This is a genomic window from Serratia nematodiphila DZ0503SBS1, from assembly GCF_000738675.1.
Lineage (GTDB): Bacteria > Pseudomonadota > Gammaproteobacteria > Enterobacterales > Enterobacteriaceae > Serratia > Serratia nematodiphila.
In genome coordinates this window covers 3028067-3042392 of sequence record NZ_JPUX01000001.1, presented here as the reverse complement: position 1 = coordinate 3042392, position 14326 = coordinate 3028067, and the positions used below count along the sequence as shown (strand labels likewise).

The 14326-nt window shown below is 61.0% G+C and carries 17 protein-coding genes; 8 read left to right on the top strand and 9 right to left on the bottom strand.

Annotated elements, in window-relative coordinates; genetic code table 11:
* The first annotated feature begins 3 nt into the window (after positions 1–3).
* The 8 genes from fliM (at position 4) to JL05_RS14005 (ending at position 4754) form a co-directional block, all read left to right on the top strand.
* Positions 4–1008: a flagellar motor switch protein FliM gene (gene fliM / locus JL05_RS14035; RefSeq protein WP_004934798.1), complete on the top strand. Its 1005-nt coding sequence runs from the start codon at positions 4–6 to the stop codon at positions 1006–1008.
* On the top strand, positions 1001–1417 hold the full coding sequence (fliN, locus tag JL05_RS14030) for a flagellar motor switch protein FliN (RefSeq protein WP_004934799.1): 417 nt from the start codon (positions 1001–1003) through the stop codon (positions 1415–1417). The genes fliM and fliN overlap by 8 nt, the downstream gene beginning before the upstream one ends.
* Positions 1417–1821, top strand: a complete 405-nt coding sequence (gene fliO, locus JL05_RS14025) for a flagellar biosynthetic protein FliO (protein ID WP_033632756.1) — start codon at positions 1417–1419, stop codon at positions 1819–1821. The genes fliN and fliO overlap by 1 nt, the downstream gene beginning before the upstream one ends.
* A complete protein-coding gene (fliP, locus tag JL05_RS14020; protein WP_033632755.1) occupies positions 1818–2579 on the top strand; it encodes a flagellar type III secretion system pore protein FliP in 762 nt (253 codons plus the stop codon). The genes fliO and fliP overlap by 4 nt, the downstream gene beginning before the upstream one ends.
* A gap of 21 nt (positions 2580–2600) precedes the next feature.
* Complete coding sequence (fliQ, locus tag JL05_RS14015) at positions 2601–2870, top strand: flagellar biosynthesis protein FliQ (RefSeq protein WP_004934803.1); 270 nt, start codon at positions 2601–2603, stop codon at positions 2868–2870.
* Positions 2871–2872: 2 nt separating this feature from the next.
* Complete coding sequence (gene fliR, locus JL05_RS14010; RefSeq protein WP_033632754.1) at positions 2873–3655, top strand: flagellar biosynthetic protein FliR; 783 nt, start codon at positions 2873–2875, stop codon at positions 3653–3655.
* A gap of 358 nt (positions 3656–4013) precedes the next feature.
* Positions 4014–4148 (top strand): stationary-phase-induced ribosome-associated protein, encoded by a 135-nt coding sequence (gene sra / locus JL05_RS25650; RefSeq protein WP_013813483.1) that lies wholly within the window; start codon positions 4014–4016, stop codon positions 4146–4148.
* A gap of 339 nt (positions 4149–4487) precedes the next feature.
* Positions 4488–4754: a hypothetical protein gene (locus JL05_RS14005; protein WP_033632752.1), complete on the top strand. Its 267-nt coding sequence runs from the start codon at positions 4488–4490 to the stop codon at positions 4752–4754.
* Positions 4755–5079: 325 nt separating this feature from the next.
* Here JL05_RS14005 and flgL read toward each other — a convergent pair whose 3' ends face one another.
* The 9 genes from flgL to flgD form a co-directional block, all read right to left on the bottom strand.
* A complete protein-coding gene (flgL, locus tag JL05_RS14000; RefSeq protein WP_033632751.1) occupies positions 5080–6039 on the bottom strand; it encodes a flagellar hook-associated protein FlgL in 960 nt (319 codons plus the stop codon).
* Positions 6040–6098: 59 nt separating this feature from the next.
* Positions 6099–7748, bottom strand: a complete 1650-nt coding sequence (gene flgK, locus JL05_RS13995; RefSeq protein WP_015378251.1) for a flagellar hook-associated protein FlgK — start codon at positions 7746–7748, stop codon at positions 6099–6101.
* Between the two features lie 206 nt (positions 7749–7954).
* The gene (gene flgJ, locus JL05_RS13990; protein ID WP_033632749.1) at positions 7955–8899 is read right to left on the bottom strand and encodes a flagellar assembly peptidoglycan hydrolase FlgJ; all 945 of its coding nucleotides are present in this window, start codon (positions 8897–8899) and stop codon (positions 7955–7957) included.
* Entirely contained in the window at positions 8899–9999 is a 1101-nt protein-coding gene (locus JL05_RS13985; RefSeq protein ID WP_004934816.1) for a flagellar basal body P-ring protein FlgI, read from the bottom strand. Before JL05_RS13985 ends, flgJ begins: the two co-directional genes overlap by 1 nt.
* A gap of 10 nt (positions 10000–10009) precedes the next feature.
* Positions 10010–10711, bottom strand: a complete 702-nt coding sequence (gene flgH / locus JL05_RS13980) for a flagellar basal body L-ring protein FlgH (RefSeq protein WP_004934817.1) — start codon at positions 10709–10711, stop codon at positions 10010–10012.
* Between the two features lie 83 nt (positions 10712–10794).
* Positions 10795–11577 (bottom strand): flagellar basal-body rod protein FlgG, encoded by a 783-nt coding sequence (flgG, locus tag JL05_RS13975; protein WP_004934819.1) that lies wholly within the window; start codon positions 11575–11577, stop codon positions 10795–10797.
* A gap of 18 nt (positions 11578–11595) precedes the next feature.
* Positions 11596–12351, bottom strand: a complete 756-nt coding sequence (locus JL05_RS13970; protein WP_033632747.1) for a flagellar basal body rod protein FlgF — start codon at positions 12349–12351, stop codon at positions 11596–11598.
* Positions 12352–12363: 12 nt separating this feature from the next.
* Positions 12364–13587 (bottom strand): flagellar hook protein FlgE, encoded by a 1224-nt coding sequence (gene flgE / locus JL05_RS13965; RefSeq protein WP_033632746.1) that lies wholly within the window; start codon positions 13585–13587, stop codon positions 12364–12366.
* 54 nt (positions 13588–13641) lie between these two features.
* Positions 13642–14319 carry a flagellar hook assembly protein FlgD gene (flgD, locus tag JL05_RS13960; RefSeq protein ID WP_033632745.1) on the bottom strand — a complete coding sequence of 226 codons (678 nt, stop codon included), beginning with the start codon at positions 14317–14319 and terminating at the stop codon, positions 13642–13644.
* Positions 14320–14326 lie beyond the last annotated feature (7 nt).

Sequence of the window (14326 nt, the reverse complement as noted above, 5' to 3'; positions counted from 1 at the left end):
ACTATGGGCGATAGCATTCTTTCACAGGCAGAGATCGACGCCTTGCTCAACGGCGACAGCGCGGGTGATGAACCCGAGGCGGTGGTCGGCAAAGAGAGCGAGGTCAAGCCTTACGATCCGAACACCCAGCGCCGCGTGGTGCGCGAGCGCCTGCACGCGCTGGAAATCATCAACGAACGTTTTGCCCGGCAGTTCCGGATGGGATTGTTCAACCTGCTGCGCCGCAGCCCGGACATTACCGTCGGCCCGATCAAAATCCAGCCGTATCACGAGTTCGCTCGCAACCTGCCGGTGCCGACCAACCTGAACCTGGTGCATCTGAATCCGCTGCGCGGCACCGCCCTGTTCGTGTTCGCGCCGAGCCTGGTGTTCATCGCCGTCGATAACCTGTTCGGCGGCGACGGCCGCTTCCCGACCAAGGTCGAAGGCCGCGAATTCACCCCGACCGAACAACGGGTGATCAAGCGCATGCTGCGCCTGGCGCTGGACGCCTACGGCGACGCCTGGAGCGCCATCTACAAGATCGACGTAGAGTACGTGCGCGCTGAAATGCAGGTGAAGTTCACCAACATCACCACCTCGCCGAACGACATCGTGGTCACCACGCCGTTCCAGGTGGAGATCGGCGCGCTGACCGGCGAGTTCAACATCTGCATTCCGTTCGCGATGATTGAGCCGCTGCGCGAGCTGTTGACCAACCCGCCGCTGGAAAATTCGCGGCAGGAAGACAGCCACTGGCGCGAAACCCTGGTGAAGCAGGTGCAGCATTCCGAACTGGAGCTGATCGCCAACTTCGTCGATATCCCGATGCGGCTGTCGAAAGTCCTGAAGCTGCAACCGGGCGATGTATTACCGATAGACAAGCCGGAACGCCTGATCGCCCATGTGGACGGCGTACCGGTTCTGACCAGCCAATACGGCACGTTGAACGGGCAATACGCCCTGCGTGTTGAACATTTGATTAACCCTATTTTGAATGCTCTGAGTGAGGAACAGCCCAATGAGTGATCCTAAGCAACCGTCTGGCGAAGGAAAGGAATCCGTAGACGATCTGTGGGCTGATGCGTTTAACGAGCAGCAGTCTTCAGAGAAATCCGGCGCGAGCACCGAAGGGGTGTTCAAGTCGCTGGAAGCTCAGGATGCGCTCGGCAGCCTGCAGGATATCGACCTGATCCTGGATATTCCGGTCAAGCTGACCGTGGAACTGGGGCGCACCAAGATGACCATCAAAGAGCTGCTGCGCCTGTCGCAAGGCTCGGTGGTGGCGCTGGACGGCCTGGCCGGCGAACCGCTGGATATCCTGATCAACGGTTACCTGATCGCACAAGGTGAAGTGGTGGTGGTGGCCGACAAGTTCGGCGTGCGCATCACCGACATCATCACCCCATCCGAACGCATGCGTCGACTGAGCCGCTGATGACCGCCGCGGCGCCCGTTACCGTGCAAAGCACCCAACACCCCGCCGCGCCGGCCCTGCCGGCCGGTTCGGTGTTGATGCAGGTCAGCAGCGCGCTCGGCGGCATTCTGCTGCTGATCCTGCTGGCCGGTTGGCTGTTCCGTCGGCTGGGGTTCGCCCCACAGGCGCGCAACAACAAACTGCTTAACCTGCGCGCCAGTTGCCAGGTCGGGCAGCGCGAGCGCGTGGTGGTGGTGGAAGTCGACGACACCCTGCTGGTATTGGGCGTCACCGCCCAGCAGATCACCCCGCTGCACACCCTGCCCGCTCCGCCGAAAGACGCAGGCGAAGCCGACGCGGCGACGCCGGCGGACTTCCGCCAACTGATGCAAAAAGTTCTGAAACGCCCGGAAAAATCGGCATGACCTCGACTCTTCATACCCTCGTCCGCCGCCCGGCGGTTTGGCTCCCTGCCGCCCTGCTGTTCATCAGCCCGGCGGCTTTCGCGCAACTGCCGGGGCTGATCAGCCAGCCGCTGGCCAACGGCGGCCAGAGCTGGTCGCTGCCGGTGCAGACGCTGGTGCTGTTGACCTCGCTGACCTTCCTGCCGGCCATGCTGCTGATGATGACCAGCTTCACCCGCATCATCATCGTGCTCGGCCTGCTGCGCAACGCGCTGGGCACGCCGTCGGCGCCGCCGAACCAGGTGATGCTGGGGCTGGCGCTGTTCCTGACCTTCTTCATCATGTCGCCGGTGTTCGACAAGGTTTATCAGGATGCCTATCTGCCGTTCAGCCAGGACAAAATCGGGCTGGAAGTCGCGCTGGATAAAGGCGCGCAGCCGCTGCGCGAATTCATGCTGCGGCAAACGCGCGAAACCGATCTCGCGCTGTACGCCAGACTGGCCAATCAGCCGCCGCTGGCCGGCCCGGAAGCGGTGCCGATGCGCATCCTGCTGCCCGCCTACGTCACCAGCGAACTGAAAACCGCCTTCCAGATCGGCTTTACGGTGTTCATTCCGTTCCTGATTATCGACCTGGTGGTCGCCAGCGTGCTGATGGCGCTGGGGATGATGATGGTGCCGCCCGCCACCATCTCGCTGCCGTTCAAGCTGATGCTGTTCGTGCTGGTCGATGGCTGGCAGCTGCTGCTCGGCTCGCTGGCGCAGAGCTTCTATTCGTAACCCCTGACCGGAGAAAGCGAGATGACACCTGAATCGGTTATGGCGCTCGGCACCGAAGCGATGAAAGTCGCGCTGGCGCTGGCCGCCCCGCTGCTGCTGGCGGCGCTGATCAGCGGCCTGGTCGTCAGCCTGCTGCAGGCCGCCACCCAGATCAACGAAATGACGCTGTCGTTCATCCCTAAAATTCTGGCGGTGGTGGCCACCATCATCATCGCCGGTCCCTGGATGTTGAATCTGTTGCTGGACTATATGCGCACCCTGTTCAGCAACCTGCCTACCCTGATCGGCTGACCGTGCTCACCTTCGACAGCGCCCAGCTCACCGTCTGGCTCAGCCACTACTTTTGGCCGCTGCTGCGCATTCTGGCGCTGATCAGCACCGCGCCGATATTCAGCGAAAAGCAAATCAGCAAAAAGGTCAAAATCGGCCTTGGCGGGCTGATCGTCATCCTGATTGCGCCGACGCTGCCCGCCAGCAATATCCCCATCTTCTCCGCCGCCGGCCTGTGGCTGGCGATTCAGCAGATTCTGATCGGCGTGGCGCTGGGGTTAACCATGCAGTTCGCCTTCGCGGCGGTGCGCCTGGCGGGGGAAGTGATCGGCATGCAGATGGGACTGTCGTTCGCCACCTTCTTCGATCCCAGCGGCGGCCCGAACATGCCAGTGCTGGCGCGCCTGCTCAACCTGCTGGCGATGTTGCTGTTCCTCAGCTTTGACGGCCATCTGTGGCTGATTTCGCTGCTGGCGGACAGCTTCCACACCCTGCCTATCCAAACGCAGCCGCTGAACGGCAACGGCTTCCTGGTGTTGACTCAGGTCGGCTCGCTGATCTTCATCAATGGCATGATGCTGGCGCTGCCGCTGATCTGCCTGCTGTTAACGCTCAACATGGCGCTCGGCCTGCTCAACCGCATGACGCCGCAGCTGTCGGTCTTCGTGATCGGTTTCCCGGTCACCATGACCTTCGGCATCATGACGCTGGGCATGATGATGCCGATGTTGGCGCCATTCTGTGAGCACCTGTTCGGTGAGATATTCGATCGTCTGGCGGCGGTGATCGGCGGCATGACCTTCTGAGCCCCTGTGCGGCCCCTTCCTTCCCCCCCTCTTCCGCCTGAGACAAAATGGCAATAAAACCGTTTTATTGGGACAAAAGCCTGAGAAACGCCTTTTATCCGGATTAAGGTTCAAATGTCTCCGGCGGCTTGAATAAATAAAACCCCGACCTAAAATAGACCCGGTAGAAAAAATATCGCCAGCACCCCGTCAGTCACCCATGGCGATAATATAAACTTATTGATTAGAGAAAAATAAAATAACGCAGCCACGCAGAGTCAAATGCGCGGCAGATAACTTACACCCTGAATAAATGCGTCCGGCAGCCTGCCGGCTGCAGGGCGCAGCATCGACCTTTGCTAACTACAGGAGCGAGATCATGATTAAAGCAAAAAGCAACCGCAAGGCACGCCGATTATTCGGTTTGACCCACTGGAAAAGCAACAAGTTTAGAGTTTCCTTCACCGAGACCAGCGATGGCGGAAAATGGAAAGTGGTGAAGAAAAAGAAATAATCGCGCAGGACCTGTAGCAAAAATTCCGGGTTGCCCCCTATCCGGCTTCTGCAACGTCATTCGACGCGGCGCCGCATCGGCAGCCCGGGACCCACACTCATCACTCGCCGGCAAACCGTGCCGGTGTACTTTATTCTTAGGAAGGAAATAACGCGCCACATCACCCTGACTGCCGCGTTAAATTTAAAAACAATGTATTAATGATTTAATTTACTCACACCCCTTATTTATTCACTGACAAGAAAAATCGATTTCTCACCTTACTCCCCCAGCGTTATATTGGAAGAAACCTTGCAGACAGCACGCTGCAAGCCTCGCTCAAATATAATCGGTGTAAACATGAAGATAAAATTCCAGCTGAGTGATTTATTCATCAGCGGCATCGCCCTTTTGATCATGAGCACTATTTTAAATACGCTGGGCTTTTCCTGGGAATTATTTGTTCTTCCGCCTGGCGTCGATAGTTTCGTCATCATCCCGTTTACTTTATTTGGCTCATGGAAGTTGGCCGAGTGCCTCTATACGCCAATACGGTGGCTGTTCAATGAGAGCCGCAAGCCTCAAATCGAAAACAACAGCCCTAAAAATAACGCCAAGTCGCGTTAACAGGAGATCGACCTATGTTGAGAGAACTGGCCAGAGCAGAAATGCAACGGATGAGCGGCGCCGGCCTCAGCCTTTGTCAACATAGGCGGTCAATGCACTAAAGGGTCCGGCAACGATCGCGGCGTGCCTTTCCGCTAAGGCTTAAGGTGAATGGGGAACACGCAGACAAAAAAAGGCGCGTCACTCAGTCAGTAGTGGGAGAACGAGCGACGCGCCAAACGAGTGCGCCCGGTTTCAAGAAGCCTCCCTCCCCGCGGGGCGGAGAAGGCGTTTTCTAAGCGCACTAAAGGGAAACCCGTCGCGGTCAGGCAACGGGGTATTGCTCTTAACGATTCATCTGGAACAACGACATGCCCTGCATATCGCTGAAGGTTTTGTACGACGCCTGCAGCGCCGCCTGCTGCATGAAGTAGGACGAGATAGACTCGGCCAGGTCGGCATCCGTCAGCGCGCTCATCTGGATCTGGTTGGTCATGTCACGCTCTTTACCGATGCTGTCCAACTGATCCATCTCCTGCAGCTGGCTGCCCAGCTCGGCGCGCACGCTCAGCACGTTGTTGTAGGAGTTGTCCAGACCGCGGTTGGCTTTCGCCAGCGCATCGTTCACCTGCTGCTTGGTGGCCTCGTCGGCGTCCTGCAGCGGGGTTTTCAGCGCGTTCAGCGCAATATCGATGCTCTCGAATATGTTGCTGACCGGCGCGCTGCCGTCCGGCTCGGGCTTCGGATTGCTGGTCAACGACATGAACACCGCGTTGCCGGTATGGCCGATGGTCATGGTGCGGTTAGCGTCCACTTTCTGCTCAACCGTCTTGTCGCCGCCCTGGTAACTGACGGTGCCGCCGTTGTCGACGAACGGCGCCTTGTCGTTCACATACCCGCCGAACATATAGCGGCCGTTGCCGTCGGTGCTGTTGGCCTGGTTCAGCAGCTGATCTTTCAACCCCTGCAGCTGGGTGGCCAGCGACTGGCGATCGTTATCGCTTTCGGTGCCGCCGGCGTTGACGATCAACGCCTTCATGTCCGCGATGGTGGAGGTCGCACCGGCCAATACCGTTTCTTCCATCGACACGTTCTGACGAGCGAAGGTGCGCGCCAGCGTGTACTGGCTGTTTTCCGCCTGCGATTGCGACAACATCACCGCGCGCGACGCCGCCAGCGGATCGTCGGACGGGTTGATCACCCGCTTGCCCGAGGAAAGCTGCTCGGCCGCCTTCATGAACAGCGACTGGTTGCCTGTGATGCCGTTCATGTTCTGTTGGTACATCATGCTGGTGCTCATGCGCATGCTGTGGGTTCCTTACTCTGAGCGACCGGCGCCGTTATCGGCGCCGATTAACAATGAAATCAACGAATATTCAGCAGCGCGTCGAACAGCGAGCTGGCGGTCTGAATCACCTGCGCGTTGGCCATGTAGTACTGCTGGAAACGCAGCAGCTCGCCATACTCTTCGTCAAGGTTGACGCCGGACATCGACTGCTGTTGCGCGCCCAGCTGCGTGACGATCTTGGCCTGCGAGGTGGCGATAGCCTTGGCGGCAGCGGTCTGGTTGCCGACGCCGCTGACGATGCCGGCGTAAGCGCCGCTCAGGGTCGCCTTGCCGTCCACCAGGTTTTTGGTTTGCAGATCCAGCAGCTTCTTGGCGTTTTCGTTATCGCCGCGGCCGCTGTCGTCTTTACCGGCGGCGGCGATCTTGGACGAATCGGTGATGGCCACTTTCAGATTGCCCGCCACGTCGCTGACCGGCTTCACGGTGAAGCTGTCTTTGGCCTGCGCATTGCCGTCGATGCTCACTTCCAACCCGTCGAAGTTCAGCGTCGGCTTGCCGTCGGCGCTGGTGCCCGGCGTCGCGTTGACTTTCACGTTGTCCGGCAGGCGGCTCACCTGCCAGCTGCTGCCGTCGAACTCGACGCGATAATCGTTGGCCTTCACCTTGCCGGTATCGGTGTAAGAGACCGACAGCGACGCGTCGCCGGTGTTGCGGGTGTTATCCACCACCCGGCCGCCGCTGAAGCTGAAGAAGTCGCCGCCCGCATCGCCGTTCAGATCGAAGCCGGCGCGATGCTGCTGGTTAAAGCTGTCCGCCATCGCCAGCGCCAACTGGCCCAGTTGATTGCGCACGCCGTCCAGCGTTTCGCTGCGGAATTTCAGCACACCGCTCAGCGTGCCGCTGGTGATCTGGCCTTCCGGCACTTCGCTGGCGCCGTTGCCGCGGTTATAGCCGATAGTCAGACGGGAAGGATCGCTGCTGGAAGGCACGGCTTCCACCTGATAGGTGTTGCTGCCCTGCACCAGGGTCAAGCCGTTGGCGAAGGAGACGGTATAGGCGTCGCCGTCCTGTTGCGTGACCTGTACGCCCACCAGCTGATTCAATTCGGTGACCAGCTGATCGCGCTGATCCAGCAACGCATTCGGCTCGCCGGCGGCGCTGCCGCGCAAACGGGTGATCTCGTCGTTCAGTTTGGCGATCTGTTGGCCGTAGCTGTTGATCTGCTGCGCCGTATCGCTGATCTGTTGATTAACGCCGTTATCCATGTCGCGCAGGAATTTATCAGTGTTGTTGAACTGGTTCACCAGGCCGTTAGCCTTGCCCAGCACCGTCTGGCGCGCGGCGTCGTCACCGGCGTTGCTCACCAGGTTCTGCAGGTTGGTGAAGAAGTCCTGCATGTTGGTCGACAGCGGGTTGGTCTTGCTCGCCAACAGGTTGTCGATCTGTGAAATCTTCTCGTAATAGGCATTTTGCGCCCCGAACGCGCTTTGTGCGCCGCGCAGCTGGTTGGTGATGAACTGGTTGTACTCGCGGTTGACGCTGGTGACGGTCACGCCGTTGCCGATAAAGCCGCTCATGGTGGCCATGCCGCCGTTCTGCGCCAGGATCGCGGTCTGGCGGTTGTAGCCCGCCACGTTGTAGTTGGAGATGTTGTTGCTGACGGTACTGAGCGCCACCTGAGCCGCATTCAGCCCGCTCATCGCGGTATTGATTAAGCTATTGGACATCGGAATTCCTTATGCTGCGGCGCCGGTGGCCCACAGGGTTCTTAATTGAGCTGCTGAGCCTGTTCGCTCAGCCTGTTTCGGTTATCGGCAAAAATGAGAAGAACTTGAGGAAAAAAAGCGGTAACGCGGTCAGCATCCAGCGAGCCTTCATTACCGCCTATCCCCTAAATAATTGGCGCCGCAGCGGCGTCAAGAATGACGGGGATTTAGAACAAATCTTTCAGATCGTGGGTGTAAGCTTTCACCGCCTGCTCCCCCGCGCTCTTCATCTGCTGAATCACGCTGACCAACTTGCTGGCGTACTGGGGATCGGTGGCGTACCCGGCGCGCTGCAGCGCATGCGCCGCCTGCTCCGGGCTGCGCGCGGCGGCCACGTCGGCGTAGCGCGGGTTGTTGGTCAGCAGTTTGACGTAATCGGCGATCGCTTCGACGTACGAGCCGTAGACGCGGAACTTCGCCTTCACCTTCTTCGCCGCGCCCTGTTCGAACTCGGTGGTGGTGATCTCCGTCACCGGCCCGCTCCAGCTGCCGCCGGCCTTGATGCCGAACAGGTTGTAGCTCGGCGTGCCGTCTGAGGTTGGGATCTCGCGCTGCCCCCAGCCGGATTCCAGCGCCGCCTGCGCGACGATCAGCTGATGCGGAATGCCGCTCTGCTGGCTGGCGACCTTCGCCGGTATCGACAGACGAGCGACGAAGTTGCCGTTGTTGAGCGACAGCGGCGCGGCGGCCGGCGGGGCTTTCGGCATCGCCCGGCGCACCATCTGCTCCAGCGCCTGGTTCGGCAGCGTTTGCAGCACCTCGTTGTCCAGCGCCATCGGCGACAAGCCCGCGGTTTCGCTCGGCACCGTATTGGCGTTGCTCATCTGCTTGACCATCATGTCGGCCAGCCCCAGCCCTTTTTGCGACATCTGCTGGGCGATTTGCTGATCGTACATCGAGGTATAGAGCCGCGTTTGATCGCTGCTCAACACCCCGTCCTGCGGCAAGGCGGAACGCATGCTTTTCAGCATCATCTGCACGAACATGCCTTCCACCTGCTGCGCCACCTGCTTGAGGTTGCCCTGCGGGTCGGCCGCCGCGTCGCGCTTCAGGCCGTTCAGCGCCTGGGCGTCATAGGCCGCGCCCGACATCGCCATCAGATCGCCCGCCATCAGATGATTTCCAGCTTGGCGCGCAGGCAGCCGGCGCTCTGCATCGCCTGCAGGATCGACATCAGATCGATAGGCGTGGCGCCCAGCGCGTTCAGCGCGCGAATGACGTTGTTCAGGTTGGCGCTGGCGTTCACCTTCTGCAGCGACCCGCCCTGCTGTTGCACCGAGATCTGGGTGTTTGGCGTCACCACCGTCTGGCCGCCGCCGAACGGCGTCGTCGGTTGGCTGACGGTGTTCTGCCGATCGACCACCACCGACAGGTTGCCCTGGGCGACAGCGCAGGAATCGAGGATCACATCGCGGTTCATCACCACCGACCCGGTGCGCGAGTTGATGATCACCTTGGCGTCCATCGCCCCGACGTTGACGGTGATGTTCTGAATCTCCGCCAGGAAGCGCACCTGAGAGCTGTTGCCCTGCGGCACCAGCACCTGGATCGTGCGGGCGTCGAGCGGCGTCGCGGTGCCGCCGCCGCGTTGGCGGTTGATGGCGTCGCTGATCTGCTGCGCCAGCGTGAAGTCTTCGTCGTTCAGCTGCAGGTTGAGTACGCCGCCGCTGCCGAAGGTGGTCGGCAGCTCGCGCTCGATGGTGGCGCCGTTGCTGATGCGCCCGCCCGCCAACTGGTTGACCTGCACGCTGCTGCCGCCGGCCGCCGCGCCCGCGCCGCCGACCAGTACGTTGCCCTGCGCCAGCGCATAGACCTGGTTATCCACGCCTTTCAGCGGCGTCATCAGCAGGGTGCCGCCGCGCAGGCTCTTGGCGTTGCCCATTGATGAGACCACCACGTCGATGTTCTGCCCGGCGCGCGAGAACGGCGGCAGTTTGGCGGTCACCATCACCGCCGCCACGTTTTTCAGCTGCATGTTGGTGCCCGGCGGCACGGTGATGCCCAGCTGCGACAGCATGTTGCTCAGGCTTTGGGTGGTGAACGGCGTCTGCATGGTCTGGTCGCCGGAGCCGTCCAGCCCCACCACCAGGCCGTAGCCGATCAGGGCGTTGTCTCGCACGCCCTGCACCGTCACCAGATCGCGGATGCGCTCCGCCGCCGCCGGCAAGCACACCAGCCCGACGCACAGCGCGATAAACCATTTTTTCAGCATCAGTCAATCCTTAGAACGGTGAAACATTTAAGAAGAAGCGCTGCAGCCAGCCCATGGTCTGCGCTTCGTTGATATAGCCATTGCCGACGTATTCGATCCGCGCGTCCGCCACCTGCGTCGAGGTGACCGAGTTGTTGCCGCTGATGGTGCGCGGGTTGACGACGCCGGAGAAACGAATGAATTCGGTGCCCTGGTTGATGGCGATCTGCTTTTCCCCCACCACGTGCAGGTTACCGTTGGCCAGCACCTGGTTGACCGTCACCGTAATGGTGCCGTTGAAGGTGTTGTTGGCGTTGGCGCCGCCCTTGCCGCCGAAGGTGCTGTCGCCGGAAATGTCCATATCGGCGCGCGCATTGCCCAACAGGCCGTCGAGGTAACGCGGCGAGGTGGCGACGCCGAACTTGCTGGCGCCGTTGCGGCTGGCGTTGGCGGAGGAGCTTTTGCTGGCGCTGACGTTTTCCTGCAGCACGATGGTCAGGGTGTCGCCGACGTTGCGCGGCCGGCGGTCTTCGAACAGCGGCTGATAGCCGTAGTTCATCGGCTGCACCGTCTGGAAGATTGAGCCGTTCGGCATCGGCGCGCTGGCCGGCGCGGGCTGCGCCGTGGTCGCGCCGTCCACCAGCGGTTTGTGCGGAATATAAGCGCAGCCGCTCAGCGTCAGCATCACCATTCCCGCCAGCCAGCGTTGTCCCTGCCGCGGCAGGATTGCCATCGAATATGTGGTTACCACGGGTATCGCCTTTGTTTCACGAAAGAGAATGACGGGCGCGGCATGCCGGGCCCGTCAAGGACAGATTACAGTTGCGTCAGCTTTTGCAGCATCTGATCGGAGGTCGATACCGCTTTGCTGTTGATCTCGTAAGCGCGCTGAGTCTGGATCATGTTGACCAGCTCTTCCGCCACGTTAACGTTGGAGGTTTCCACGTAGCCCTGATACAGCAGACCGGCGCCGTTCAGCCCCGGCGTGCTCTCGTTCGGCGCGCCCGAGCTTTCGGTTTCCTGATACAGATTCTCGCCCACGCTCTCCAGACCGCTGTCGTTGACGAACGTGGTCAGCGTCAGTTGGCCCACCTGCTGAGCGGCGGTCTGCCCCTGCTGGGTGACGCTGACGATGCCGTCGCGGCCGACGGTGATGGACAGCGCGTTCGCCGGAATGGTGATCGCCGGCTGCACCTGGAAACCGCTGGAGGTGACCAGCTGGCCGTTCTGATCGATCTGGAACGACCCGTCGCGGGTGTAGGCCTGGGTGCCGTCCGGCAGCATCACCTGGAAGAAACCCTGCCCCTTGATGGCGACGTCTTTGCTGTTGTTGGTCTGCGACAGGTTGCCCTGGCTGTGCAGGCGCTCGGTCGCCACCGGACGCACGCCGGTGCCGATCTGCAGACCGGAAGGCAGCGTAGTCTGCTCGGAAGACTGCGCGCCCGGCTGACGCATGGTCTGGTACAGCAGATCTTCAAATACCGCACGCTGGCGCTTGAAGCCGTTGGTGCTGACGTTCGCCAGGTTGTTGGCGATCACGTCCATGTTGGTCTGCTGCGCGTCCAGACCGGTTTTGGCAATCCATAAGGATGGAATCATCGGTTATTTCCTTGCTGCTTAGCTCACTGAGAGCAGTGAGTTGGCACGCTGTTCGTTTTCATCCACGCTGTGGATGACCTTCATTTGCATTTCAAAACGGCGGGCGTTGGCGATCATGTCGACCATGGTCTCCATCGGCTTGACGTTGCTGCCCTCCAGCACGCCCGGCATCACCCGCACCTGCGGATCGTTTTGCAACTGATTGCCGCGCTGCTGTTGAGTTTCCGGCGTCAGGCGGAATAGCCCGTCGTCACCGCGCATCACTTCGCGCGCATCGGCCTTCACCAGCTTCAGGCGGCCAATCTGCGCGATGGTGTTCGGCGGATCGCCGGCGTTAAGCGCCGAAATGGTGCCGTCGGCCGCGATGGTGATCTCCGCCGACGGCGGCACCTCGATCGGCCCGCCGTCGCCCATCAGCGGCATCCCCTGCACCGTCAACTGCCCGGTGGAGGAAATCTGAATGTTGCCGTTGCGGGTGTAAGCCTCACCGCCGCCCGGCAGGCTCACCGCCAAAAAACCATCCTGCTGCAGCGCCACGTCCAGCGGGCGCGCCGTGTAGTTCAGCGCGCCCTGGCTCATGTCGGCGCCCGGCGTCGAGGCAGTCACCAAGGTGCGTGTCGCCAGGCTCGGACCGTCGACCGGCACCGCGCGCAACGCGGCAAGCTGGGCGCGAAAGCCCGGCGTCGACGCATTGGCCAGGTTGTTGGCGGTAATGGATTGCTGTTCCAGCGTTTGGCGCGCCGCGCCCATCGCGGTATAAATCGCGTGATCCATAACTCGGCCCTATCAGCGCAGGCTAACCAGCGTCTGCAGGATGGAGTCCTGCGTCTTGATGGTCTGGGCGTTGGACTGGTAGTTACGCTGTGCGACGATCATGTTCACCAGCTCCTGGCTCAGATCGACGTTGGATGACTCCAGCGCGCCGCTGGTCAGCTTGCCGAAGCCGCCGCCGCCCGACAGACCAACGCGTGGCTGGCCGGACGCGCCGGTTTCCTGCCAAACGTTATCGCCCTGCGACGCCAGCCCTTCCGGGTTGGAGAAGTTGGCCATGACGATCTGGCCCAGCACCTGAGTCTGCTGGTTGGAGTAGATCCCAACGACGGTGCCGTCGTTGTTAATTTGGAAGTTGGTGTATTCACCGGCGGCATAGCCGTCCTGCGCCACCTTGCTCACCGAGTCGCTGCCTACGTTCTGCTGCATGCTGCCGGCGAAGCTCAGGGTGAAGTTTTGCGCCGGCGCGCCGTCTTTGGCGGCCATCGGGATCACCATGCTGAACTCGCCTGGCGCGCCGTTGGTGCTGGTGGTTTTCACCAGATTGCCGCTGGTGCTGAACTCCATGGTGCCGGCATCAACCGGCGCCGCGCTGCCGTCCTGGGTATAGACCTGCCACTTGTTGTCCGCTGTCTTCACGAAGTAGGCGTTGATGTTGTGCGCGTTGCCCAGCGAGTCGTAGGCGGTGATGGTGTTGACGTAGTTGTAGCTGTCCTGTTTGGTCGGATCGAAGGTCTTGTTCTCCGGCACTTTATGGGTGGACTTCAGGTTGGCCACCATCTCGCCGGAGGTGGACGCCTTGGCGTTCATCATGCCTTCAGGAATGCTCAGCGGCACCGGGTTGGCGCCCTGCTGGATGGTCGGCGGAGAGCCGGCCGCCGGGTAGCCGGTCAGCTGCAGGCCCTGCATGTTGGTCAGGTTGCGGTTCTCGTCCAGCTTGAACTGGCCGTTGCGGGTATAGAAGATGCCGCCGTCTTTATCCTGCATGCGGAAAAAACCGTTGCCGTTGATGGCCACATCCAGCGCGCGGCTGGTGCCGGTGGTGGTGCCGCCCTTGAAGTTTTGGGTGATGCCGGACACTTTGACGCCCAGCCCGACCTGCGAACCGGCGAACATGTCGGCAAAGGAGACGCTGCCGGATTTGAAGCCCGCGGTCGCGGAGTTGGCGATGTTGTTACCGATCACGTCCAGGTTGGTTGCTGCCGCGTTCAAGCCGCTGACTGCCTGAGAAAAGGCCATGTTATTCTCCGAATAGTGGTCAGGCTATCGTCCGATTGAGCCTGATGCTTAGGGTTATAAGATCTGTCGCACGTCTTCCAGGGTGGCGTTGCCCGCCAGGCCGAGATCCAGCTTGGCGCCGTTGCCGTCGCGGATCACGCCGTTCACCAGCCCGAAGTGCAGGCTGCGCGCCACCAGCTGCTCGCCGTTGCCTTTGGCGTTAATCGCCACTTTGTAGGCGCCGTCGGGCGCGGTGGAGCCGTCATCCAGCGAGCCGTCCCAGGTGAAGGCGTGCACGCCGGCGGTCAGGCCGCCAATTTCAATGGTGCGCACCACCTGCCCGCTGGCGTTGGTGATGGTGGCGGTCACCTGATCGGCGGCGCGCTCCAGTTCCACGCCGAACGGCGTGGTGCTGACCTTGCCGTCCTTGCTGCCGACCAGAATGTTGTTGCCCGGCACCATCACGCCGTGACCGATCAGCGCGGTGGCCTGCAGCGATTGGTTGCTGTTGATCTGGCCGGAGATCGACCCCAGCGTGGTGTTAAGCTTTTCGATACCCTGAACGGTGTTGATCTGCGCCAGCTGCGACGTCAGCTCGTTGTTCTGCATCGGATTGGTCGGATCCTGGTTTTTCAACTGCGCGACCAGCAGCGTCAGGAAGCTGTTGTGCAGATCCTGGCTGTTGGTATTTTTGCCATTGGCGCCGAGGACGGTATCGTCCAGCGACGGCTTGGTCGTCGGGGAGACTGACATGGAATAT

Bases quoted from the DNA above. Each gene is read 5' to 3' on its own strand.
- fliM (WP_004934798.1), top strand. From the start codon at position 4: ATGGGCGATAGCATTCTTTCACAGGCAGAGATCGACGCCTTGCTCAAC.
- fliN (WP_004934799.1), top strand. From the start codon at position 1,001: ATGAGTGATCCTAAGCAACCGTCTGGCGAAGGAAAGGAATCCGTAGAC.
- fliO (WP_033632756.1), top strand. From the start codon at position 1,417: ATGACCGCCGCGGCGCCCGTTACCGTGCAAAGCACCCAACACCCCGCC.
- fliP (WP_033632755.1), top strand. From the start codon at position 1,818: ATGACCTCGACTCTTCATACCCTCGTCCGCCGCCCGGCGGTTTGGCTC.
- fliQ (WP_004934803.1), top strand. From the start codon at position 2,601: ATGACACCTGAATCGGTTATGGCGCTCGGCACCGAAGCGATGAAAGTC.
- sra (WP_013813483.1), top strand. From the start codon at position 4,014: ATGATTAAAGCAAAAAGCAACCGCAAGGCACGCCGATTATTCGGTTTG.
- JL05_RS14005 (WP_033632752.1), top strand. From the start codon at position 4,488: ATGAAGATAAAATTCCAGCTGAGTGATTTATTCATCAGCGGCATCGCC.
- flgL (WP_033632751.1), bottom strand. From the start codon at position 6,039: ATGCGCATGAGCACCAGCATGATGTACCAACAGAACATGAACGGCATC.
- flgK (WP_015378251.1), bottom strand. From the start codon at position 7,748: ATGTCCAATAGCTTAATCAATACCGCGATGAGCGGGCTGAATGCGGCT.
- flgJ (WP_033632749.1), bottom strand. From the start codon at position 8,899: ATGGCGGGCGATCTGATGGCGATGTCGGGCGCGGCCTATGACGCCCAG.
- JL05_RS13985 (WP_004934816.1), bottom strand. From the start codon at position 9,999: ATGCTGAAAAAATGGTTTATCGCGCTGTGCGTCGGGCTGGTGTGCTTG.
- flgH (WP_004934817.1), bottom strand. From the start codon at position 10,711: ATGGCAATCCTGCCGCGGCAGGGACAACGCTGGCTGGCGGGAATGGTG.
- flgG (WP_004934819.1), bottom strand. From the start codon at position 11,577: ATGATTCCATCCTTATGGATTGCCAAAACCGGTCTGGACGCGCAGCAG.
- JL05_RS13970 (WP_033632747.1), bottom strand. From the start codon at position 12,351: ATGGATCACGCGATTTATACCGCGATGGGCGCGGCGCGCCAAACGCTG.
- flgE (WP_033632746.1), bottom strand. From the start codon at position 13,587: ATGGCCTTTTCTCAGGCAGTCAGCGGCTTGAACGCGGCAGCAACCAAC.
- flgD (WP_033632745.1), bottom strand. From the start codon at position 14,319: ATGTCAGTCTCCCCGACGACCAAGCCGTCGCTGGACGATACCGTCCTC.